Origin of the sequence: Paraglaciecola sp. L3A3, from assembly GCF_009796765.1 — a bacterium.
Taxonomy (GTDB): domain Bacteria; phylum Pseudomonadota; class Gammaproteobacteria; order Enterobacterales; family Alteromonadaceae; genus Paraglaciecola.
Window position 1 is genome coordinate 2,882,636 of the sequence record NZ_CP047023.1, and the last position, 25,104, is coordinate 2,907,739.

At 37.3% G+C, this 25,104-nt stretch carries 16 protein-coding genes and 2 tRNA genes; 3 read left to right on the plus strand and 15 right to left on the minus strand.

Going from position 1 to position 25,104, the window contains the following annotated elements; all coding sequences use genetic code 11:
* Window positions 1-4: 4 nt before the first annotated feature.
* The 3 genes from nusA to GQR87_RS12045 form a co-directional block, all read right to left on the minus strand.
* Window positions 5-1,498: a transcription termination factor NusA gene (gene nusA / locus GQR87_RS12035; RefSeq protein WP_158972995.1), complete on the minus strand. Its 1,494-nt coding sequence runs from the start codon at window positions 1,496-1,498 to the stop codon at window positions 5-7.
* Between the two features lie 65 nt (window positions 1,499-1,563).
* A complete protein-coding gene (rimP, locus tag GQR87_RS12040; RefSeq protein WP_158969614.1) occupies window positions 1,564-2,022 on the minus strand; it encodes a ribosome maturation factor RimP in 459 nt (152 codons plus the stop codon).
* A gap of 485 nt (window positions 2,023-2,507) precedes the next feature.
* The gene (locus GQR87_RS12045) at window positions 2,508-4,790 is read right to left on the minus strand and encodes an FAD-dependent oxidoreductase (RefSeq protein ID WP_158969616.1); all 2,283 of its coding nucleotides are present in this window, start codon (window positions 4,788-4,790) and stop codon (window positions 2,508-2,510) included.
* A 252-nt stretch (window positions 4,791-5,042) separates the two neighbouring features.
* Between GQR87_RS12045 and GQR87_RS12050 the strand changes: the two genes are divergently transcribed.
* Window positions 5,043-5,774: an IclR family transcriptional regulator gene (locus GQR87_RS12050; protein WP_158969618.1), complete on the plus strand. Its 732-nt coding sequence runs from the start codon at window positions 5,043-5,045 to the stop codon at window positions 5,772-5,774.
* Between the two features lie 95 nt (window positions 5,775-5,869).
* On the opposite strand, the gene GQR87_RS12055 is transcribed toward GQR87_RS12050, so the two are convergent.
* From GQR87_RS12055 to GQR87_RS12065, 3 genes are all read right to left on the minus strand, one after another.
* Window positions 5,870-7,564, minus strand: a complete 1,695-nt coding sequence (locus GQR87_RS12055; protein ID WP_158969620.1) for a sulfatase — start codon at window positions 7,562-7,564, stop codon at window positions 5,870-5,872.
* The gene (locus GQR87_RS12060; RefSeq protein ID WP_158969622.1) at window positions 7,564-9,606 is read right to left on the minus strand and encodes a sulfatase; all 2,043 of its coding nucleotides are present in this window, start codon (window positions 9,604-9,606) and stop codon (window positions 7,564-7,566) included. The genes GQR87_RS12055 and GQR87_RS12060 overlap by 1 nt, the downstream gene beginning before the upstream one ends.
* 601 nt (window positions 9,607-10,207) lie before the next feature.
* Window positions 10,208-11,704, minus strand: coding sequence for an alpha-L-fucosidase (locus tag GQR87_RS12065; RefSeq protein WP_158969624.1), 1,497 nt, complete (start codon window positions 11,702-11,704; stop codon window positions 10,208-10,210).
* Window positions 11,705-12,023: 319 nt separating this feature from the next.
* Between GQR87_RS12065 and rrtA the strand changes: the two genes are divergently transcribed.
* A complete protein-coding gene (gene rrtA / locus GQR87_RS12070; RefSeq protein WP_158969626.1) occupies window positions 12,024-12,629 on the plus strand; it encodes a rhombosortase in 606 nt (201 codons plus the stop codon).
* A gap of 211 nt (window positions 12,630-12,840) precedes the next feature.
* Here the strand turns inward: rrtA and GQR87_RS12075 are convergent, their stop codons facing one another.
* From GQR87_RS12075 to GQR87_RS12115, 9 genes are all read right to left on the minus strand, one after another.
* Window positions 12,841-15,450: a c-type cytochrome gene (locus tag GQR87_RS12075; RefSeq protein ID WP_158969628.1), complete on the minus strand. Its 2,610-nt coding sequence runs from the start codon at window positions 15,448-15,450 to the stop codon at window positions 12,841-12,843.
* 22 nt (window positions 15,451-15,472) lie between these two features.
* Entirely contained in the window at window positions 15,473-17,041 is a 1,569-nt protein-coding gene (locus GQR87_RS12080; RefSeq protein ID WP_199271611.1) for an alpha-L-fucosidase, read from the minus strand.
* On the minus strand, window positions 17,028-18,515 hold the full coding sequence (locus GQR87_RS12085) for an arylsulfatase (protein ID WP_158969630.1): 1,488 nt from the start codon (window positions 18,513-18,515) through the stop codon (window positions 17,028-17,030). The genes GQR87_RS12080 and GQR87_RS12085 overlap by 14 nt, the downstream gene beginning before the upstream one ends.
* Window positions 18,516-18,607: 92 nt before the next feature.
* A complete protein-coding gene (locus GQR87_RS12090; protein ID WP_158969632.1) occupies window positions 18,608-19,435 on the minus strand; it encodes a DUF1080 domain-containing protein in 828 nt (275 codons plus the stop codon).
* 429 nt (window positions 19,436-19,864) lie between these two features.
* A complete protein-coding gene (locus GQR87_RS12095; protein ID WP_158969634.1) occupies window positions 19,865-21,346 on the minus strand; it encodes an alpha-L-fucosidase in 1,482 nt (493 codons plus the stop codon).
* A gap of 60 nt (window positions 21,347-21,406) precedes the next feature.
* Complete coding sequence (locus tag GQR87_RS12100; protein WP_158969636.1) at window positions 21,407-23,137, minus strand: hypothetical protein; 1,731 nt, start codon at window positions 23,135-23,137, stop codon at window positions 21,407-21,409.
* A gap of 439 nt (window positions 23,138-23,576) precedes the next feature.
* Window positions 23,577-23,653: transfer RNA gene (locus GQR87_RS12105), tRNA-Met, on the minus strand.
* A gap of 36 nt (window positions 23,654-23,689) precedes the next feature.
* Window positions 23,690-23,766, minus strand: a tRNA-Met gene (locus tag GQR87_RS12110).
* Between the two features lie 192 nt (window positions 23,767-23,958).
* Complete coding sequence (locus GQR87_RS12115; RefSeq protein WP_158969638.1) at window positions 23,959-24,258, minus strand: 4a-hydroxytetrahydrobiopterin dehydratase; 300 nt, start codon at window positions 24,256-24,258, stop codon at window positions 23,959-23,961.
* A gap of 284 nt (window positions 24,259-24,542) precedes the next feature.
* On the opposite strand from GQR87_RS12115, the gene GQR87_RS12120 reads away from it, so the two are divergent.
* Window positions 24,543-24,938: a DUF3718 domain-containing protein gene (locus GQR87_RS12120; protein ID WP_158969640.1), complete on the plus strand. Its 396-nt coding sequence runs from the start codon at window positions 24,543-24,545 to the stop codon at window positions 24,936-24,938.
* The last annotated feature ends 166 nt before the right edge of the window (window positions 24,939-25,104 follow it).

Consider the following 25,104-nt stretch of genomic DNA (forward strand, 5'->3'; position numbering starts at 1 on the left):
CTATTTATTCTTCATTAAACCAAACGATATTACGAGCAGCCATGATTAGCTCTCCCGCTTTTTCTTCGCTTAGTTCTTCAATATCTGAAATCTCATCTGTACCTTGTTCTGCAAGGCCTTCGAGATCTGTAATGCCACGACTTGCCAACATATACGCTACGTGTCTATCCATACCCGCAAGATTTAATAACTCTTCTTTGGGTTCAGCAGACTCAAGTGTTTCTTCATTGGCTAAGGCACGAGTGGTTAAGGTTGCACGAGCTCTATTACGTAACTCTTCAACGGTTTCTTCATCTAAACCTTCTACTTCTAACAACTCGTTAACTGGCACGTATGCTATTTCTTCTAGAGTAGTAAAACCTTCGTCTACTAATAAAGAAGCAAAATCCTCATCAACATCTAAACCACTAGTGAAAACACTTAACACTTTAGCGTTTTCTTCTTCATGTTTAGACTTAAGATCTTCAGTCGTCATAACATTCAATTCCCAGCCAGTTAACTGACTTGCCAATCGAACATTTTGTCCACTTCGACCAATTGCTTGAGCTAAATTATCTGGTTCAACTGCCACATCCATTGACTGTTTATCTTCGTCAACCACGATAGATGATACTTCAGCAGGTGCCATAGCATTAATTACGAATTGAGCTGGATTATCATCCCAAAGTACGATATCGACTCGTTCGCCACTTAATTCACCGGATACCGCTTGTACACGTGAACCACGCATACCTACACAAGCACCAACAGGATCTAAACGTTTATCGTTAGTTTTCACTGCAATTTTTGCTCTAGAACCAGGATCTCGTGCAGCTGCTTTAATTTCTAAGGTTTCTTCAGCAATTTCTGGCACTTCGATTCTGAATAATTCAACCAACATATCTGGATGTGTACGGCTGATAAATAATTGTGCACCACGAGCCTCTGGACGGATAACGTATAACAAACCACGCACACGATCGCCTGGACGGAATGTTTCTCGGGGTAACATATCATCGCGATAAATAACACCTTCAGCGTTATTACCTAAATCAATAATAACATTATCACGGTTAACCTTTTTAACTGTACCTGTTACTAACTCACCTACTTTATCTTGATATTCAGCGATAACTTGATCACGTTCAGCTTCACGTACTTTCTGTACAATAACTTGCTTAGCCGTTTGAGTAGTGATTCGATCAAAAGCAATTGATTCAATTTGATCTTCAACATAATCGCCTAATTGAATATCTGGCTCATCTATTTGAGCAGCAGAAATTGTCATTTCAGCAACTGGATTTTCTTGTTCATGATCATCAGGTACAACTAACCAACGACGGAAAGTATCAAAACTTCCTGTGTCTCGATCAATACAAACACGTACTTCGATTTCGCCTTCATTTTTCTTTTTGGTGGCACTGGCGATGGCAAATTCTAAAGCCTCAAAGATTTTTTCTCTTGGAACCTGCTTCTCATTTGATACAGCTTCTGCCACTAACAAAATTTCTTTATTCATTACTGCCTCACTCATTGCTTTCTTACGAAAGTCCATTTCAGGTCTCAGTCTTGATATAAGCTACCTTAATCAAAAGACGGGACTAGATTACCTTTCTCTATATTTGCAATAGCCAAAACATGTGTTTGGTTATCAATTTCTAATGTTAAGTTGCCTGATTCGCAAGCCAACACTTTTCCTTTAAAATTACGTCTATCGCCGATAGGCATTCTTGTCCTAAGTGAAACTATCTCACCTAAACAAGTCGCATAATGGGCTTCTTTAAATAAAGGCCTATCCATACCTGGAGAAGAGACTTCTAAGTTATATTCAACACTAATTGGATCTTCAACATCCAATACAGCACTTGCTTGATGACTCACTTCTACACAATGTTCAACCGCTATCCCATCTGGGTGATCAATATAAACACGTAAAGTTGAATGTTTACCTGCACGGATAAATTCCACGCCTACCATTTCAAAGCCTAATGCTTCTACAGGTGCGGTTAACATGTCTGTCAGCTTTTGTTCGAGTTGCGACAAAGCTTTGCTCCAAAAACAAAAAAAGGGCCAAATGCCCAGAATAAATCATGTATATATATTGCAAAATAGATAATAAAAAACCCCGTACAAGCGAGGTTTTCAGAATTCTGGACCCTATTTTACTTATTAAATATCAAATCCGATATGGTTTTAAATAATTGATAAGTAATCTGTAAAAATATTTAATTTGAAATTGCATAGATACAATATGAAAAAATATTTTTACATCAGAGAAGACGTTACTTTCATTAAACCTTCATTTAAGAAGGATGAGGGAGTTCGTCTCTAAAGTTGATGGCATTATACGTAGGAGCAGTATTGTTTGCAAGGCTAACTCCGGTATTTATTGTTGCGAATACACGAATGTAAGATTACAGATTAAAAATAGAGTATCAGGTTTGCTGATATCGACTCAATAATATTAAAAGCCGCTTAATCCTATGATCAAGCGGCGTTTCAATAAAACTTAAGCTCTTACAAAAAAGTTAAAGCACCTCAATTTCAAACACACTGGCAGGTACGTTTTGTGATGGATGAGATAATTCTATAACTAATTTATCAGTGGATACGGGCTGGTCAAATTCAATTACATTTATACTTTGGTAATTATCGCTAGTCGAAAATAATACCGTACCATCATCAAGTGTGATTTTATAATTTGCCACGCAATAAGGTATACGTTTTTCTGGATGTACCATTAATACCGTTTCCAAAGCATGATCAGAATCAGTATCAAAATGTAGCTTGACTCCTTTCAATGTTTGTTTTTCAGACCAAGATAAAGTTAGTTTAGGTGCCTTATCAGATAAATCTGCTACCCAAGCATTGCTTTTCAACCAAGGTCTCAAATGACCATTAGTTAAATTTGCAACATCAAAACCATTCAATCCAGGTGAAATTTGCATCGCTAAATTCTGTCCTTTAGGACGACGTTCTGGTGTCCAAAATTCAAACTCTTCAACCCCACTATTTTCAGGTGCAATTTGTTTTCCATTATTTGAAACAGCTTTGTGTACTTTATTAAATACACTCATAGTGCCTGTCACTAATTGATTAGAGGTTTTGATTTGCGCCTTGTCATTGGCTAAGAATGTTAGAAACCCATATTGATCCGCCAGTTTTATATTTGAGAAATCCAGTGTGACAGTTTGTTCTCCGGCTTTTAGCTCAAGGGTCAAGGTTTTACAGATCACGTCAGGCGTATAATTTTCAGCTTTCGAACTAACTCTTAACTCACAACTAATAGTAGTGTCCTGCTCGGCTTGTAATTGCACGGTAAAATTAGGCGCAAAACCAGCAGAGAAAGGTAACAGCTGGGCAACTGATTGAGCCAAACTTAACCAATCACCTTCGCCTGTATATTCTTGCAACAGCAAACTGCTAGAAGCTTTTATGTCGGCCGCTAATAAACAGCTAGATTTAGCTAAAGGGATACCAGCTAAACCATGACCTTTAGCATTCAGTCTATTTTGCAGTTGTGTCATTAACTCAGGAGCTAACAATGCCTTAGGAGTTTGGTTTAGCTCACCACACATAGCGGCAGCCTCACCTATGGCTTGACCGCCATGAGCGCAAGTGATCATCACACGTGTCGAACCAAAAGCCATATGTGTGGCACTAATAATACGTCCACCTAAATATAAATTATGGATATCACGGCTTAAAAAACATCTGTAAGGTATTTGATACACACCTTTAGAATGGTATTGGCTGCAAGGCGGCTTCTGACTGTATACCCCTTCTGCAGGGTGAATATCGATAGCCCAGCCACCAAAAGAGAAAGCATCGTCAAACTGTGTTTGCTCGACAATGTCATTTTGTGTGATCATATATTCACCTTCAAAACGACGACTTTCACGCTTACCAGGAACTGTACCTACCCATTCAAGGGTAAGGTTTTCAACATCTTCAAACTTGCCACTATTTTTAATATAGTCCCAAATTCCGTAAACTATTTTCCATAGCTCCCATTTTATTTCTTCTGTTTCGTGGATGGTGTCTAAAATACCACCAAACTCTAACCACCAGAACTTACAACCACTGTCTTTACCGCCAATATTTTTGCTTCTGGGGATAGCTGCAATTTCTTCTTGGCTATATGCGAAAGAAGGGGCTTTGTATTCAACAGGTGTGCCTGCATCTTTACTATAAAAAAATAATGAGTGGCCTAATAAATCGGCATTGGCTTGGTCAGGTGCTAATAATTCATTAAACTCATCTTTACCTTCACTGCCAATTCTAAAAGCGGCTCCTGCATTAAAGGCAATGATTCCATCCCCACTGCAATCAGAAAAGATTGGAGCAGAAATAGAATAATGGGTAGAGTTTTGGCTACAAAATGCATGCACACTTTCAATATTATTATCATCGATTTTAGACACAGAATATGCAGCTGTATTGAGTAATAAAGTAATATTTTCTTCAGATACTACTTTATCTAATAAGATGGCATCAAATATTAGAGGGTTACCGTCTTTGTTGGCTCTTAAGTTCTCTAACATGATTTCATCAATAAGCCCACCTTCCCTAGACCAACGATTGTTGTTGCCCATATGAGAAGTGGCGCCTAAAGCCCACAGACGAACCTCACTAGATGCATTTCCACCTAGGACAGGACGATCTTGGACAAGTACTACTTTTGCTCCAGATCGAGCAGCAGAAATAGCGGCACAAGCGCCGGCTAAGCCACCACCGACAACGACAAAATCAGTGTTTAATGTTACTTGTCTATTTGTGCGGGTATTTTTACTTACTTTTTCTTGGTACATAACGATTTTTAACAACCTTCAAAATGTAATACGTTAATAGAGTTTACTTAATATTAAGTCAAAAATTAAATTTTGTAGCTATTATTGAAACATAAACCAGTTGTATTATCCATCGTTAAACCACTATTTTAATTCAAGCTCAGGATCTGCTAAGTTTTCTAGTAATACGCAGCCTCACAAACATTGCTAATATTGCCTTACTTTAATATAGTGCCCCGCATAATATTATTTTTATGGGTAAAATTACAATATATGTCCGGTGCCCCCAAAGCTCAGTTAAATCAAAGTCTTATAGATGGTATAGCTACATTGCAAGAGCTTGCTTTATCAAGTGATCCCATAGGTTGTCGTGAACTTGCAAGGCGACTTAAAATGGATCCAACTAGGGTAAATCGTTTATTACAAACCCTAGAATATATTGGTATTGCCCGTAAAACAGCTAAACGTAAATATGCGCCAGGTCCCGGCATGCATGTATTGTCAGCACAAAGTTTATTTGCATCTGGTCTCATTAATCATGCTATAGACCCATTAGAGTCTTTAAAAAAGTTTGGCCATATTGTTGCTTTAGGTATGTTATGGCGTGACCACGTCAGTTATCTATACCATGCTTTGCCAGGTATGCCTTCGGAACAAGCTTTAGGTAGAATAGGTTTATATCCGGCCAGTTCTGGTGGTATTGGTATGGCTATTTTATCAACATTAAGTGATGAAAAAATCCAAGAAACCTATGAACATCATGCTGTCATTCCTTCTTACCCTGATGGTATAGAAGAATTAATGATCCAAATAAATAAAATCCGAACGAATGGTTATGCTTTTGTTGAAACCTTAGATAAAGATCATTTTACTGTGGCTATACCTGTAGGCGAACCGGCTTTTTGTGCGATTGGTATATCAGGCTGGATCCCGGAAGCATCAGTAAAAGAGATTTATACTGAATTGAAAAAAGTAGCTGATGAGATCAGTGATCTCACCCATTAATTTCTAAAAATCATAAATAAGCTATCCCTATAACAGTATTGCTTGTAGTAACACTGTTATTGGGGATCTTAATGGCTAATTATTACCTTTGAAAATCAATGTTTTGATGATTTTTTATTTTTATTATTGGTCCAATTTTTAGTTTTATGAATAAACTGCTGTGCGAGTTCCGTTGAATCTTTATATTCGTTGCGTAATTCATTTAACTCTTGTTTAAGAGACTTCACTACTTGCTGATAATCTCGGTGCTGATAAACGTTATCCAGCTCACTTGGATCTTTTTTCAAGTCAAATAATTCCCATTCATCCACATCATGATAGAAATGAATCAACTTATATTGTTTGGTCATAATAGCGTAATGGCGTTTCACCTCATGGGCACCAGGGTATTCGTAATAATGATAATAAACCCCATTACGGTGCCACTTATGTGTTTCACCGGTTAACAAAGGCAAAAAACTTTGGCCTTGCATATCACTGGGTTGTGCTATGCCTGCAGCGTCTAAAAAAGTTTGCGCATAATCTAAATTTTGCACCAATTCATCAGAGACTTGATTGCCTTTAATTTTTGCTGGCCAACGTACTAATAAAGGAGTTTTCATTGACTCTTGATAGGCAAAACGTTTGTCAAACCAACCATGCTCTCCTAAGAAAAATCCTTGGTCAGATGTATAAACTACTAGGGTGTTTTCGGCTAATCCAGATTCATCTAAATAATCTAAAACCCTACCGATATTGTCATCTACAGATGAAATAGTGGCTAAATAGTCTTGCATGTACCTTTGGTACTTCCATATGGTCTTTTCTTTATCGGTCATAGTAGGCCAGTTTTGGTTATAGTCTTTGGCGATTTGACTCAGTACTTTTTCGTATTCAATTTTTTGTTCGGGGGTTGCCCTATTGGTATATTGTCTTTCAAATACGCCTATGTTATCTCTAGCATCAACATAGGGCTCGTAGCGAGGATCATAACGGTCAGCAGAAACTTTGGTATCTTTTACTGGCAACATAAAATGACTAATGGTCATTTCTGCAGTTTTAGCGGCAGCACCGCGAGTTGCATAATCATCAAACAAAGTCTCTGGTAAAGGAAATTGTTTACCATAATACTCTGCAAATTTATCCGCTCTAGGCCACCAAGAACGATGAGGGGCTTTGTGCAGATAGGCCAACATAAAAGGCTTTGATTCGTCCCTGTCTTGTTTCAACCATTTTAGCGTTTCATCAGTAATAATGTCTGTAACATAACCTTGTTTTCGCACAGTACCTTGTTTAGTCACAAAGTCAGGATTAATGTAATCGCCCTGCCCTGGCAAAATCATAAAGTCATCGACACCTTTCGGATTATTACCAAAATGTAACTTACCAAACATAGCTGTTTGATAACCATTTTTCTGAAAAATTTGTGGGAAGGTTTGCTGACTGTCATCAAATGGCATGCGGTTATCTATCTTGCCATTTATATGGGTATGTTTGCCTGTCAGTATAGTGGCTCTTGAAGGTGCACATATTGAATTGGTCACACTGGCGTTAGTAAAACGCATGCCTTGCTTGGCAAGTCTATCTATATTCGGAGTATCTATTAACTTTGAGCCATAAGCACTAATTGCCTGATAGGCATGATCATCTGACATAATAAATAATATATTGGGTCTTTTTTGCGTTGTAACTGACTTGGTCGCAGTTACGTATGATAATAATGAACATGCAGACAAACTGAATATGCTCAGGGGTAATACAATTATTTTGAGTGACAACTGAAAAGTTTGTCTATTTTGTTTTGCTCTCATTATAACGACACCTCAACTTGGGAATTGGAAGGAATAACATCTATGGGATCTTGTACCGGATTCTTATTAATGTTTTTATTTTTTAGCTTCACCAAGTCACTGCTCCATGGTGTTTTTAAATATTCGATTCGAGCTTTAACTGAGCCGTTTTGATAGGATTTAGTAGTGTAATCAACAGCTGATTTAATCGGTAAACTACTCCACTCAGGTCGAGCAGAAATATCAAATTCATAGCCCAAAGTATCGTGTAATGAGGCAGCTATATTCATTATTTCTAGCGCTTCTAATTGCTGTTGTGAATTTTCAATCAATGAAGTTAAAGCAGAGACTGGATCCATTTGTCCAGTTCGAGTCATAAATTCTATTGCTCTGGCTTTCACCAAATCACTGGTATTAGGTTGTTTTAATAAAAGTTTAATCTGAGGGGTTAATTCATTGGCTTGCTCTGCAAAATAACTTAATGCAACTAATGACCAGTATTGTTCATTTTCAGAGCCAATAGTTATATTTTTCATCAGTTGTGACCTAGCCTGGTCAAATGGCAGTAACATTAAATCAGCCGCCTCAATCATTTTATTGATTTTGGTATGTAAATCATTTCCTAACTGTAAGCTATCAAGATATTCATAGCGTTCAAGATGAGCCTCAGACACAAAACCTAAATCAGCAATTGATTTTACCTGTTGCTGCAATTGCTGACGAAGATTTCGTAAATCCTTTTGGTACTGAGGCTCCTTCGCTAAGTTGTGCAACTCTTCTGGATCATTAGATAAATCATAAAGTGCTTCTGTATCCTTTGGTTGAAAAAAAGCAGATTGAATCCCATTCAGTTGACCTGATTTATATAAATTTCGCCATTGCTGATAAGCCACATTTTTGTAACGATAATTTTGCTCTAATCCCAAAGGATTCATCGGCAAATAATTACGAACATATTTAAGATCACCCACACGTAAGGTTCTCACTAAATCATATCGCTCGCCAAAACGGTCAGCATAAGCAAACACATATTTATTCTTAGCAGCAAGATCTCTTCCTAGAAAGGCTTGGCCACTGTGCAGGTTTGATTTTCTCAAACCAGACAGATGCAATAAAGTAGGCGCCATATCAACGAAGCTGACAAAATCATCAGAGCGCGAGTTTTTTACTGTGGAGTTAGTCACTAGATGTTGGTAATTTTCTGGGATCCGCACGACTAAAGGAATTTTTATACCCGATTCATTGGCAAAACTTTTAGAGCCGGGCAATACCCCTCCGTGATCGCCAAAATAAAATACAAAAGTATTTTCCAACTCCCCAGCCTCTTCTAACTCTGTGAGTATTTCTCCAATTTGTTCATCTAACTTTTGATGTAGATCTAGATAGCGAGCGTGCATATAACGAAACAATTCTGTATCGGGATGAAACAAAGCCAACTTCACTTTAGACGGATCATGTTGTGTAGGTTTGTTTACCATATCAGAGGCAGGAAACATAAGTTTTGACTCATGGGTAGTGTTTAGGGTTTTGATATGAAAAAAGGCTTGATTATTTTTCCGATTTTTCCAGCTGGCTGAGGGGCTGGATGCCGAAAAATCAATGCTGTCGAAATTAGAAAAGTTGAAGTCAGTTTTAGCATTATTAGTCACATAATAGCCAGCGTCCTTCATTAACTGATAAATGGATTTTAGGCCACTTTTGTATTTGGCCTTAACAAATGCTCTGTGATGCATAGTGCCAGCTTGAGCAGGATAAACACCTAAAGCTAAAGTACTACGAGCAGTAGAACATACGGGGGCGTTTGAATAGGCATTGTCATAGGTAATCCCCTGTTTTGCCATCTGTTCAACATTAGGCATAACGGCCCCAAATTCAGGGTTATATAAACGTAAGTATTGGGGCGAGTTGTCTTCAGAAATGATCCACACAAAATTTGGTTTTAGTACTTTATCAGTACTATTTACTTGTGCTGGAACAGCAGAACATGAAACTAAAGACAGTAAAGCTATCATCAATATAAATGATTGGTAATTAGCGCTTTTAATATAACGAGAACAGCTCATATTAATATTCCACATGTAAACTCATTATTCAGATAACATTTTTTTGAAATAGCTTTTTATATTCAGGACCATTTGAATATTAAATAAGGCTAGATTTAAAATTTTATGTTGTTTAAACGGCTGCTTTCTAAAACAACTTTAAAATAATTAAATAACCATACTCAATATATTGTACTGGCTAACATTGTTTTTTATTGGTAAATAAAATAACACAAACGTATCTATAATAGAAACTATTTACAGGGAATTTACATATTTGAATAATTTAAGATGACAATATAATTAACTTCCAACTGTTCAAATTAGCATCACCCGCAAAACTATTTCTCTGAAACATTGAGTTCATTTAAACAAACAACACTATTAGTGACATACTAATGGACTCAATATAGATACAAAATGATGCTGGGCAGCAAAATTTAAGAACTAAAGAATGGGTAAATAAAACGATGAAAAAAGAGATCTACCCTATCAAAAAAAGCTGAGGTACGGCTTTATTAAAAACCTGACCAATTCAATATTGGTCAGGTTTTTAAATTTAAGATTTTAAAGACTTTGAATCTCTGGACAAATAACCGGAGTAATTAAAATAAACAATGGCTTAGGAGTTTATTTTAAAACCGATGACATATTGATTTTTGGGTAACGTCTTAGGTAATTTAATGGTTAAACCATCTTTATTACGTTTAAATACGAGCACTTCATCACTACCTAACATACTAATATTTTTGATTTTATCTTTATACAAACCACCACTAGCTAACGCTTCAATATTGATATCTTTACTCGGTGGAGCAAGCACAAAAGCATATAGGTTGCCGTCTTTTTGAGTAAAACGAATATCATCTTGAGTAAAATTCTTTTTGTTTTCGCCTTGGCGACCATCCTTCATTTTCAAAGGACCTTCACCAAAAATTTTCCAAGGCCGGCTACCGTAGATACCTTCACCACTCACTTTAATAAAATCACCAATAGCAGTGATATAAGCTGCTTGGTTTTCTGGCAGAGTACCATCACCTCGTAACGCTACATTTAACATAACCACACCATTTTTACTGATCGCATCAACTGCATTGCCTACCATCACAGGTATAGTCATACTGTTTTTAGCTCCTTTACGGTAAAACCAGTTTCCAGAAACATCCGTGGCCCACATCCAAGGTTCAGGTTTAATCTCTCCGGCACTGCCGCGCTCTAAGTTATAGGTAAATGCGGCTTTATTCGTTCTTCCATTTTTAAAGGATAAAACAGTGGTTTGTTTACCATTATTTTCTGTTAAATCACGGTTAATATAATCCGAAAACAATTTTAATCCTGAAACATCAGCATACTTATCTGCTGGAAATGGCGAGTCGTTGTTGAACATGTCTGGATCATATTTATCAATCAACTCCCAAGAGCGTTGAAACCAGTGCTCATTCCATGAATCTTGCGATGCATAATTCTTAGGGTCGTAATCCATATTGAATAACTTCCACGCTAAAGTGCCTGGTTTTTGATACTGTCGAGCATTATTAAAAAAACGGGGTGACCAATAAAGGTGGGTGGATACCCCAAACTTTAAACCATGTTTATAAGCCGCATCTTTCCATTCTTGCAACGTATCCCGCTTTGGCCCCATATCTACTGAGTTCCATGGGTGAGAAGAATCATACATATCAAAATTATCATGGTGAGTAGCAACAGGCATAATAAAACGAGCACCATTGTCTTTAAAAAATTTGACTAAACCTTCGGGATCCCAGTTTTCTCCTTTGAACAAAGGCACAAGATCTTCATAACCAAATTCTGACGGTGGCCCATAACGCTTAGTATGAAATGCAGTCAGTTCTTCATTCATTTTTACTTGCCCTGGTTTATCGCCTTCTGTAGGTCCGTACATTCTACGTCCATAATGAGAGCCATCATTCGGTCTATTTTCATCAGCTGCTGATGGCACGCCCCAGTGCGTCCAAACCCCAATTTTACCGTCTACGAACCATTGCGGTACTTGATAGTTTTCCGCCATCGACTGCCATGTTCTTTCGACCACAGCAAAAACTGAAAATGAAGCTGTGGCAAACAACAAACTGCTTAAAAGTGTTATATGTTTTTTCATATTTTTCTCATTCAAAGTAAAATCATTTCTTAATGATGCTTAACATTATTAAAAAATGAATTATCAAATATTGGACATTCAGGTTAATAATTACAAAACCATAATGAGTATAGTTACATATAAAACAACCCCTTTCAATAAAAGGAATTTCAAACTACTGAATGCTATTATTTAAATGTTTTTATCTAAAACTATGTTTTTTAATCGCTGAGATGTAATCTAGAAAGAAGGGATTAATAACGCCCTAATTTAAGAATAATATTAGAATATCTAACCGATACAGTTATCATTAATTCAACAAAGAAAACGAAAATAATTTATGTTCAAAAAGCTACCGACTGCCCCACATCAAATTATAGTCATGATTTGTATAGTCATTATTTCTCTGCTTGCTTATATTTATGAAGACAGCTTAATTGGTATTTTAGTGTATGAACGTAACTATATTGGCGAAGGTGAACTTTGGCGATTATTAACAGGCCATTTTTTCCACTCAAATCTAAACCATTTATTGCTTAACCTAGCTGGTTTAGTGTTACTTTGGGCACTACATGGACAACATTATCAAACAGTAGAATATTTAATATTTTTCATTTTCTCAGCGCTATTTACCGGGGTATGCCTCTATATATTTTCTCCTAAGATTTATTCTTATGTAGGCCTATCAGGTGTTTTGCACGGGATCTTTATTTGGGGTGTTATTTATGACGTTCGCAAAAAAGTACCAGGTGGATATGTATTATTAACTGCTGTGATAGCAAAAGTTTTATACGAGCAAATTTACGGGGCTGAAGAAAACATACAATCCTTGATTGAAGCACCTGTAGCAGTGGATGCACATATGTGGGGAGCTATTTCAGGTCTATTATTTTCTTTGCTACTGTGGCTATATCAAACCATCAAAATAAGCAAAGCCGTTAATTGATTAAACGGCTTAAGAGAGTCAGCGAATCTAACATATTGAATTTTTCCGAAGTCTCGCCATATTTTCGCTAAACCTTCATCTGTCAGCCAATTAACCATTGATTTGTCAGTTTAAAATTTTCCATTAGGCGCTACAAGTAAGTGCTATCTACTACCTTTTTTAAAAATCGTACACATCACCTAACCAAGTGTACGAAATGAACCCGATTTGATTACAAATAACTACCAAATAAACTAATTTCGTTTATTCGCCATGGGTGGACATTACTATCTTGCATATTAGTAATTCGAATAAACTTTGCCTGTTGGCCAAGTGTTTGGTTTCGGTCGAATTCCGTTGCAGTTAAGGTTTTAATCACTGTATACCAATTCACACCATCTTCGGAAAACTCAATATTGTAAAACAGGGAAGAGAAAACTTTCACTTGACTAGAATCAATAACCACCTCAGAAATAATGGCTATGTTTGGTAACTCAATTGTGATTGCTTGGCCTTTTTCCTTAAAGCCTTTAGTACTAAAAGGCGGGCCAAATTTTGCGTCGATTAACTTATCAAGGTTAAGTCTTCTATGTGACTCAAAATTAGCCGTAGTTTTCCATTTAGGTTTATTAGTAAGTTCTTTTGAAAATTTTGTTTGGAGTTCTTTTTGAGTCCACATCTGCTCTCGATCTTTATTTATTTCTTTAACCTTTGCGACATCTTCAGTAGTTATCAAGCTAGCTTCATTCTGAAAATCATTACGGATGTACGTCAACACATTAGCCACATAATCATCACCATTAGATGCGATAGAAGGCATCATGCCACCTGTATAAGCAACACCATCAATCTCACCTTGCATGCCGTGCATCACTAAGTTAATCAATGCTGCGCTATTCCCTTGAACTGTCTTATTATTATGAAACGAAGGGGCAATTAAATTACTCCCTGCTTTAGCGCCTTTTCCATCATCACCATGACAGGTATAACACAAAGCTTGATAAGACTTTTCACCTTCAATAATTGCCGCTGCGAGCTCTTTATTTCCTTCGGCTAATTTATGGCGTTTTTCAATAACGGCTTCTAGTTGCATCATAGAGTTTTCTATTGCTAACACGCCTTTCTTTTGACCATGATTATTTTTGACTTTGCTTAATACAGCATGTCTATTATCACTAAGCACATAAAAAGCTGACAATATAGCTTGCTGTGCTACTTCAACATCGTTATCAGAAGCCATAACAAGCCATTGCTGAGCAATAGATTTATCACCCTTAGCGACTAATTGTTCAGAAATTCGAATAGCCGTTACCCGTACATCACTGTTTTTACTATTAAATAGTTCAGTTAAAAGATTGGTATCCAGTACACCTAAACCTTCAAGTGTCCAAAGTGCATGCACTTGCGCCAAAGCATTACTCTCGTCATCTGCCAGCTTTTTAAGTGCTGGTACTACCGATTTATCCCCACTTAATACCAAAAGCTTTTGTGCTTCTAAACGCCACCAACCGTTACTGTGACCTAAGTATTGGACAAGTTGTTGTGGCTTAGCTGCGAACATTTCTGGCAATTTACTTAAAGGTACACCTTCCTTTTTAACGCGATATAGTCGGCCTCGACCAATTATTTTATCAAACCCATAGTTGTCAATTACTCCTCGTAAATACGAGCCTTTTTTAGTCCAGTTACCTTCTTGTATAATGCCTCGGTACATATCTAAAATCATCAATGAGCCATCTGGTGCGGTAGTTGTCCAGACTGGTCTAAAGTTGGCATCAGTTGAAGCAATAAACTCTTTACCTTGTGGCTGATAACGATTACTTAGCACAGTATGACCATTTTCACGAGTGACTTTAGAGCGGCGAATTAAGTTACCTACTGGTTCAGCAATAATGTAGTCATTTTGCATGTCATCAAAGATACCACCAAGATAAATCGATTGACCGCCTCCCCCTGTGAAATGATTTAAGGTGTTGTCAGTACGTAGCATTTTTAAACCGCCTTGTACATCGGGAGTATTGTCTAGAGGAAAGACTTCGCGATAGCCTTCAGCTTGTTCTCCTTTTACGCTGACAGGGCTATATACACTTGGTGCTTGAAAGACAAAAGCTGGATTTTGTCCACCCGCTGCAGAATAATATAAACGACCGAGGTGATCTTGTCCTAAGCCCCATTGGCCACCACCGTACTTCATATCTTGTGCAATAATTTTACCATCAATGAATTTATAACGTTTAGCTGTATAAGTTACATAAAGCCAATTATCTATTCCATAAATAAGACCGCTAGGTTGATGTTCGAGATTACCGCCACGTGCACCGCCTGTATAGATAATCTCCCTTAAATCGGCAACGCCATCGTCATTCGTATCTGTTAATAATAAAAGATCTAAGGTATTGGTTTCACGAACAATAATACGGCCATTATCTAGGGGTAAAATCATACGAGGCAATAATAGCTTGTCGGCAAATATGCTGAAACTTTCAAAAAGTCCATCGCCATCTTTATCTTCTAAACGTTTAATTGTACTGGTGGGTTTAAAAGTACCACTGCTATCAGCGTCTTGCATATAAGTTAACATTTCTGCCACATATATTCGGCCATTACCATCAAAAGCCATAGTAACGGGCTCTTCAATCAAAGGCTCTGCAGCTACAATTTCCATGGAGTAGCCATCTTGTACTACCATGGTTTGTAAACTTTCCTCAGGGGATAGAGGCAATATTGCCTCATGCAATTTGGGGTCATAATCTTTAGCTAAGACAAATGGACTAACCAAGCCCGATGACATGGCCAAAATCACACAAAATGACACACCATTTTTTGCTGCTTGAAAAAACATATTTAAATCTCTTTTTACAATATTAATTAACTGAAAGATCAAAGCCGATGACAGGCTGTTCAGGTATGTTTTTAGGCAACACTATGGTTAAGCCATTCTTATCTCGTTGCCACGTTAACTTCTCGCTAGAGCCCAGCATTGATATAGCGGTTATATCCTTAGTTAATAGCCCATCAGTTTTTAAAGTCTTGATTTGAATGTCTTGTGAAGGAGCAGCCAAAACAAAAGCGTACAAGTGGCCTTCCTTTTGAGTAAATCGAACATCTTGCGCAGAAAACTCCAGCAAGTTTTCTCCGGTACGTCTAGAGACAATTTCTAATGGCCCTTCACCGAAAGTTTTCCAAGGGCGAGTGCCATAAATACCAGCACCATTAATCTTCATCCAATCACCAAACGCGGTAAGATATGCAGCTTGCTTTTCTGGTAATGTACCGTCTCCCCGTAAAGCTACGTTCATCATGACTATGCCATTTTTACTAATTGCATCTACTGCGTTACCAATCAAAACAGGCACGCTCATACGCGTCATTTTATTTTTACGATAAAACCAGTTACCTGATATATCAGTTGCCCACATCCATGGGTGTGTTTGTATTTCTCCAAACATGCCCCGTTCAAGGTTATAAGTAAACGCCGCTTTATTCATTTTTGAATCTTTAAACGACAACACCTTAGTTTGTTTACCTTGATGCTCTGATAAATCTTTATTGATGAAATCTGAAAATAATCCCACCCCAGACACCTCACCAAAACTATCTGCTGGATATGGCGAGTCATTGTTAAACATATCAGGGTCGTATTTTTCTATTAATTCCCAGCTACGCTGATACCAATGTCTATTCCAAGATTCCTGAGAAGCAAATTCGGTAGGATGATAATCCATATTAAACAGCTGCCATTCTAAAGTATTAGGCTTTTGGTATTGACGAGCGGCATTAAAAAATCGTGGCGACCAATACAAATGGGTAGATACACCAAATTTAAGTCCATACTTCTGTGTGGCATTTTTCCACTCTTGGATAGTATCTCGTTTCGGCCCCATATCCACAGAATTCCATGGATGCGAAGAGTCGTACATATCAAAGTTATCGTGATGAGTGGCTACAGGCATAACAAAACGTGCGCCATTGTCTTTAAAAAACTTAACTAAGCCATCTGGATCCCATTTTTCAGCTTTAAAATCAGGAATAAATTTTTCATAGCCAAATACAGAAGGATGGCCATAACGTTTGGTATGCCATGCAGTTAAGGTAGCCGTAGTCTGCATATCTCTTTCAGGGGTTTTTGAAGGCGTTAAAAAACCTTCAGTACCATACATTCTGCGACCGTAATGAGAGCCATCGTGTGGACGGTTTTCATCGATACTGGAAGGTACTCCCCAATGTGTCCAAATACCGATTTTACCGTCCACAAACCATTCAGGCACTTTATAGTTTTCAGCCATCGATTCCCAGTTAGCTGCAATTTTCCCGTCCTCTTTATGACGAGTAATATCTTTTGCATAAATATTATGAACGTTAGTAGTAAGCAATAACGCCCCCACTACATAAGCTAGCTTTGATTGCATAGTATTGTCTTTACTTAACTTCATTTGGACTCCAGTTGGGGATCCCAGTCTCTTTTAATTGTTTGTAGTATCGTTTAACTAAGGGTTGATCAGCCTTGCCTACTTTAGGAAGGTTTTCATTCACCATTAAAGGAACAGCAGTATCCCACCACTGCTCATAACTACTGCGAAGATTATTTACTATTTCAGGGTGTTTATCCGCTAGGTTATTTTTCTCACCGGAATCGATACTAATATCGTACAATTCGTTATTATTATCAAAGCGCCACTGCTGAGTTCGTACTGCATATTTACCGTATTTTGCGGCATCTCTTTCACCGGTTTTCCAACGGCCTATATGAAAAAATAATTTACGATCATCCCATTTTACATCAGGATTATTGAGTAATGGCAGTAATGAGCGTCCATCAAAGGTTTGCATGTCATTAGGTAACTTAACACCAGCCAATTCACTGAAAGTTGGATATAGGTCTAAATGAGCCGTAAGGGTGTTGATATCGACATTTTTGTTAAGTACACCTGGCCATTGCCAATACATAGGAACATGTGAGCCACCTTCATATGGTGAATTTTTTCTGCCTTTTAAACCTGCATTATAGGGCGTTATTTTAACGCCATCTTTAACAATAGGTTTCATCGACATACCATTGTCAGTCATGAAAATAATTAGAGTGTTGTCTAATGCATGCCATTGTTCTAATTTCTTCATTAGAACACCTAAATTGTCATCAATATTTTCAATCATGCCGTAACGAGCAGCCGTTAGGTCATCATATCCTTCGTCTAAAAAACGTTTTTTATACTCTTGTGGGGCTACTGGAGGACCATGAGGCGCATTAAGTGAAACATAAGCAAAGTAAGGTTTTTTTGCATCATGTTGTTTCTTTATCCATGCCAAGGCAGAATCAAAAAACACGTCAGTACAAAAACCTTGGGTTTGCACTATTGTATCGTTATGCAGTAATACATTATCAAAATACAGGTTGTCTTTATTAGGTGGGAAATCCCCAAGATTACTTTGGCCAATACCACCAGCACCGTGCATTAATACTTCGTCAAAACCGCGTGATTGAGGTAGGTATTCCTCTTCATCTCCAAGGTGCCACTTGCCAAATAAACCGGTTGCGTATCCCGCAGATTTCAGAGCCTGAGGCATAGTGTGTACATCAAGTGCCATACGCTCCCTTTGAAAAATGGTATGAGTGACACCTACTTTGAAAGGTGCTTTACCGCTCATTAATGCTGCTCTTGTAGGAGCACAAGTAGGACTGACTTGGAAATCCTTAAAGCGCACAGCATTTTTAGCAAAGTCGTCAATATGAGGGGTTTTTAATATTTCATTTCCGGTATGAGAAAAATCCCCTAAACCTTGGTCATCGGTCATCACTAAAATAATATTGGGTCGAGAGCCTGCTAACTCATTAACATGTGGTTTAGCACTCGCCCCCCCAAAAGTTAATATCAGCGAAATAAGTAAAAAAATCTTTTTTATTATCATTATTTTGGCTCCTAATAATTTACTTTTTTTAAAAAGCAGACTTTATATTTGGTTAGTTATTTGCAGTAAAAAATGTGTCTCAAACGCCAAAGCTATTTAAGAAATTCTGCCATGGGAATACTTTCATCAATTTCTTTGATTTCAATATTGCGATAAAAAATTTCAGCTGTTTCAGACTGAAACCCTATAATTCCAGTTGATGGTGTTAAATTGGTCGCCATATTAATAATCTCACCATTTAACTTATGAATAGTGTATTCATTGCCCATTACGATAATTTCAGAGTGATTCCATTTATCATTAAGGGCATTAAAATTGCGAGTGTCTTTAGCTAAATGCCACCAACCTTTTACTGTTGATGCCACGCCGCCTTCATTTGGGTGTAAGAAAGTCTTCTTCTTCTCTTGACTGCTAGGATCGGTATACAATAAATAATCAATACCTTTACCTGATCTGATTAAATCTCCGGTATTATTCTTATCTGTTCTATGATCATAACGAATTTGATATTCAATGCCTGTAGGCCAAACATTATCTTTGGTGACATGATAATAAACCCCAGCGTCATATTGCCATTGTTTAAAATTATTGGCTATTTTAGTGCCCCATTTATAATCAAATCGAAGAATATACTTGCTATATTTTTTCTTAGTGTAAAACAAACCATGGGTATCATTGGCACCAGTATTTAGATTGTATTCTTGGGGGAATTCATCATTAAATACGTGAATAGTTTCATTTTCGATGGCGAAGACTTTTTTCGCCATTTCTTCGTCACCACTGCGTAATTTTAAATATAAGCCATCAAAGTTTTTACCATTAAATAAAGGTTTAAAATCAGAATATTTTTCATTCGCTTGCACATTAAAAATGCATAAACCTAATACCATAACTATTACTTTATTTAACTGATAATGCATAGAGTTTCACTCCTTAAGCTTCCATATTTATTCGTCATAACGAGGAAGATATATTATTTTATATTTAAAACAAAACACTATATAGTAAACGAAGGGTAATTGTAAATATTTGTGATATATTATGTTTAATTTTTAACACAATTATTTGCTGTAAATACTTGATGCCATAAAAACATCAAGATTAACCCCGTAAATAACTTCATTCTTTTCCAGGTACAAGACACACCAATAAAGAATAAAGTTATATACACAAATACAGAAACGAGGATTAACTTCACTCAACCCGGTGGACTAAACGATTGTCTATATTAAAAAGTAGAGACTATTTAGGATGAAAACAAAAATAATCTATAAAAAGTCCTCTCTATAGAGAGGCACTAGAAATAGAGAGGCGCTAGAAACAGAACACCGTAGTAATTTAACGCCCTTCTAAAATACAATTTTTACTAAATCAGGTAAGGTTGTCTGCATCCCTTTAGGTAAAACAATATGTAAGCTACCTTCAGTAAATTTAGACGCGACTTTTTCACCGGTACGTAACAGTGTGACTGATTTTGGCTTACTGATTTCAGTTATAAAAATTGTATTGCTATCATCAGCCATTGAATACCAAGTATTTCCTCGCTTAGTCGTGAAGTTTTGGGTTTTATCCAAGGTAGGTAATGGTGCATTTAAATCAACATCGTAAACAGCTTCACGAGAATGCTCCATCCATAAAGCTAACTCTTCTGTCATTTCATAATACCAATCCATCATCTCACCATTAGGACGAGGAGTTATGTTAACTAACAAGTTCCCCCCTAACGAACGCACACGGACAAGCTCAGTTAGCAGTGTATTGGTATCCCAATGATTGGTTTCTAAGGCCTTGTTGTAATGCCAAAATGGAGTGTTTTTTGCCTCAGATTTGATGCACAGCTCCCACCACCATCCGGCTTCGTTAGTGGCTTTTACATGTTCACTTTTACCATGACCACTTCCTTCGGGAGTAGCAATATTGCCACGGGCGACAAATATCTCAGGTTGATATTCTGCGAGTTCTTGCTCTGTCATGATGGAGTTACCATCCCACCACATCATATCGATTTTTCCGTAGTTGGTGACTAACTCACGTACCTGGTTGGCAGATTCTTGTTTTTCTAATCGAGCACTTTCTTTTGATGGCGCAATTTTATGACCGACATTTTCGTGCTTGTAGTTAACCCCTACTGCAGGTTGTGAAAAATCTTTGTTTTTATAGTCATAATGCCAATTCGGCCCTGAATAATATAAACCCACACGAATGCCATTATTTCGAGCAGCCTCAACATAACCTTTCACAAGATCTTTACCGCCCATGTGATCACCAGTATCCCAGGTGCCATGTTTACTTGGCCACAAGGCATAGCCGTCGTGGTGACGGGTGGTTAAGACTGAGTATCCAAAACCAGCCTTAGCTGCAGCAGCCATCCATTTTTCAGGATCATATTGTTCAGGAACCCAAGTTTCGGCAACCTTGAACATATCTTCAGGCAGCATCATTTTGCGATTATGTTTGGCTTTTGTGGCAGACCATTTCATTGCCCAAGCATCACCATTATTTGGTGGCACACTAGTTGGCCCCCAATGTAAAAACAATCCTAGTCCTGATTTTCTAAACCATGCCCATTCAGGATGTTCTTTTTCATCAATAATAGTTTTAGCTCTTAGTTTAAAATGAAGGTTTTCTCTAACCCATGAACGCATCTCTTCTGGTGAACGATTAGCCCATGGGCGCTCTACAACAGTTTTATGGGATTGCCTGGCAACAGCGAAGGGATCTTCCGCTAAGGATGGTTCTTCCACTGGCGCAGCAACAGCATGAATTGATAAACCCATTCCAGTTATTATGACGGTTGACATAAGCACCAAAAATTTATTAACTTTTATCATTATTTTACTTACCTATAAATTACTAAAAATTATTTTTATTCAGAATTATTTCTTATTGAACTATTTATTGCAGAACATTGCCTTGTTAAACAAATGACATACGAAGCGCCGCTGGCATATAAACATGAACAGAAGTATTAACGCTATCAATGACAATGCCCCACCACTAGATTTAGAATCGCTTTCGACTACAGGTTGATCCGGCTCTTCAATCGGCACAACAGGGACTTCAACAGGTTCTTCTGCAGTCACAGTTAGGTAGGTGTAAGTAATGACATTAAAATTCGTATCCTCAATCACACTCTGACTATTGGACTTATAAAAAGTATTAGCAGTTATATTTGTTTGTGTCGAACCATCGACAAAAGTATAACTATCACCAGCATCAATCGTTGCATATATGGTATTTACAATTGTTTTTGCATCCACATAACCTAATAATTTCCAGTTGCTTGTAGCACTGCGAAATGGCTCTGTTCCATAATGATATAAATTGGTGGTGATAACTGCTGAACCGTCATTACCAGTAATTAAAGCTAAGGGATAACTATTTTCATAAGGCGTTGCTTTGATAGTGAAGTTTGCTTCAGCACTTGTACTGAATTCCGCAGAAATGATATTTCCTGATTGGCTAATAAGATAATGAATATCTACTGCATCACTTTTAACAGTTGTTGTGCCTACATCAAATACTTCATCGTTTAAGTTATAGGTATCAATTTTAGATTTAACATCATTGACACTGGCTCCAACCACATAATAGTGACGAAACTGCATTGATTCACCAAAATCAATATCGTCGTAGGGTTGTTTAATCATAGTGAAAACAAAATAATCTCTTGGGTTTGTGCTACTACCTACTCGCCCCCAATTAATAATCCCATTTGCCGCTAGTTCGTCATTAGTAAAAACTAATCCCAATGTTGGCCCGGTACCGTCTTCTGCTGACGAAAAAGCAGCCCATCCTCCAGTATTCTCAACTTGAATGGTACTTACCGAGCCCCATTGCCCAGGACTTGCTGAATAAGTATTATCAGAGTTCGATACAAAGAAATTACCTAATGTTGAATTTCTAACCCCACCCCATGGCACATTCAGATGATTCATAGTATCAGGACCAAAGTTATACATCATATTATCAACTTGGATAATACCTTTGCCAAGGTTAGTGTACTTGGTGTAATACATTACACTGGCATCATGAAGAATATCAGCGTTATCCGATGTATGAGCTTGCTGTCCCCAGTTCACAACGGTAAGTGAGTTATCACTAGAATTAAAATATTCAGCCAACATAGGTGAATAAAAAGGTTCAATTTGCCCTTCAGAGTGTTGTACATAAACCCCAGCCTGGTGAATGAAATACTTATCACCATCACGATCGTTTAGTGTTCCATCTACAGCAACCATTTGCCACACTTCATCAATAAAGGGTCGCAGCGTCAGTCCACCATTATCATCGCTGTTATTGTCATGTTGTGGAGGAACCGATTCACCAAAAGCGCTGGTTAAAGAATATATTTGCCCACCCTTGCCGATCCTCATTACATAAGACTCATTGGCAGTACTACCAGCATAAGTAATTTCACTGCTAAAAACCGTTGGCTCAAGGTAATCTGTAAACGATGAAAAGTATGAAGTAGAATTAGTAAATGCCTTTGTGTAGGAAACGTGAGTATCAAGATTAGCTAACGTAGTTAGCCCAAACACATCAGCTTTAAGGTTTTCTTGCGCAATGCTAGTTAAGCATGCAGACAAGCAAGCGAAAAACAAAAGAGGCATTTTATACATAATCAAACCCACACATTTATTTACAGTGATCTTGTTATTTAGCTTTAACTTGCATTAATCAATAATTATTAATTAATAACAACCCCTGTTCTTATGGACAAATTGTTATTCAACTTACAATTCCGTTTCATAATAGCAACAAAATTTAACATACGAAACACAAAAACCCTACAACCAAAAAAGTACCGCCGAAAAAAAGAAGTACAATTAAATATAAGAAACCAAAATATATTGTGGAGGTTAGCAATAGGTAAAAACCGATAATTCCACTTTGAGTAAGATGAATATCATGGCTATAAGGAATACTGTTTGAACTGAGCTAACAGCGCACAGTGAAGTTATTTATGAAATAAATTAAGGTATAAATCGGGATTGGATAAACATACTTTTTAAGCGGCACAAACAAAAAGACCTACTCAAATGAGTAGGTCTTAATATATGGTTGCGGGAGCAGGATTTGAACCTACGACCTTCGGGTTATGAGCCCGACGAGCTACCAGACTGCTCCATCCCGCGTCTGAAATCGTCCTTTGAAACTGTTGAAAATTCAAGTGGTTGCGGGAGCAGGATTTGAACCTACGACCTTCGGGTTATGAGCCCGACGAGCTACCAGACTGCTCCATCCCGCGCCTGAATTTTCTTTTAAGTTAGTGGCTTATTTCGGCCCCTCTCTCAAAGGAGGGCGTATTATACATAGCCATTACTGTGGCGCAAGGTTAACTTGCAAATATTTAGCATAAAAGTGAGAAAAAAATCTTTATGTTTAATTAACATACAGGTTTTGTATTTTAATCAACCAATCCCGAGAATAATGAATATTATCAAACAAGATCTTGCATAATTTCTGCTAGGTCAAAGTCTAAACTAGTAACCCCATTCACTTGATGAGTGATTAATTTAACCTCTACTTTATTATAAATATTTAACCATTCAGGATGATGGTTTAACTGTTCAATATATATTGCTACATCATTCATCCAACTCAAGGCGTCCTCAAAACTTACAAACTTGAACGTTTTGACTAATTTTCCATCAATATAAGACCATTCATTTTGATTGTCAGATGACTGATTAAGTAAATTTAACTGCTTTATAATTTGTGCTTCAGTTTTTTGTTGCATCACAATCCCCTCGCGTTAATCACTTGATACATATTTATCATAAAAGGATCGGCCTTCGCTTCCTACATAAACAAAATAAAATTTCTAATTAATTTTTAGTTAGGGAGCTTACCTAAATTCATTCGCTAAGAGGATAAGTTAGTTATTGAGACTGATACCTAAGTATCGACCTGTAGATTTTTTATTCAACTAAATGGGTGTTTAATACATCTATCGAAACGGCAACTCCCATCTGAGTCAAGTTTCAAAATAAATTACATTCATTTAACAGAGAGAATTTAACCATGTTGAAAATAGTTAAAACATCTATCGTAATCGCGACTACTTCTTTAATCTTTGCTGGCAACGCACAAGCTGATGTTGGCGAAGCATTACAAAATATTTGCACTATCGTTAAAGCAGACGATAAAGGCGAACTACGTAAAAAAATGAAACGTGTGCAATCTGACTTTAGCCTACGTATTAAAGATTATTATTCAGGTGTTTCTTGTGGTGGTAACAGCTTAATTCGCACCGCTATGCTTAACAATGCAGTAGAAACAGGTACCTTAATGGTGAAAAAAATGCCTAAAAGTGACTTAAGTGCACCAGAAAATGATGGAAAAACTATTACTGCATGGGCCGCCGAAAATGGCCTAGCGAATTCCCCTATTGCCGCTGTATTAAAAGATCGTATCTAATTGAGCAAAGACTTAGCTAATCCTAGGTTTCAAACCGTTCAACATGGTGGTTGGTATTAACCTACCGACCTTAAAAATCGGCCTCATTTGAGGCCGTTTTTTTTTGCGCAACAAAAAAATACCGTTTTTTTTAACAATTAGTTAAAGGTATTACTTTATTTCTCAA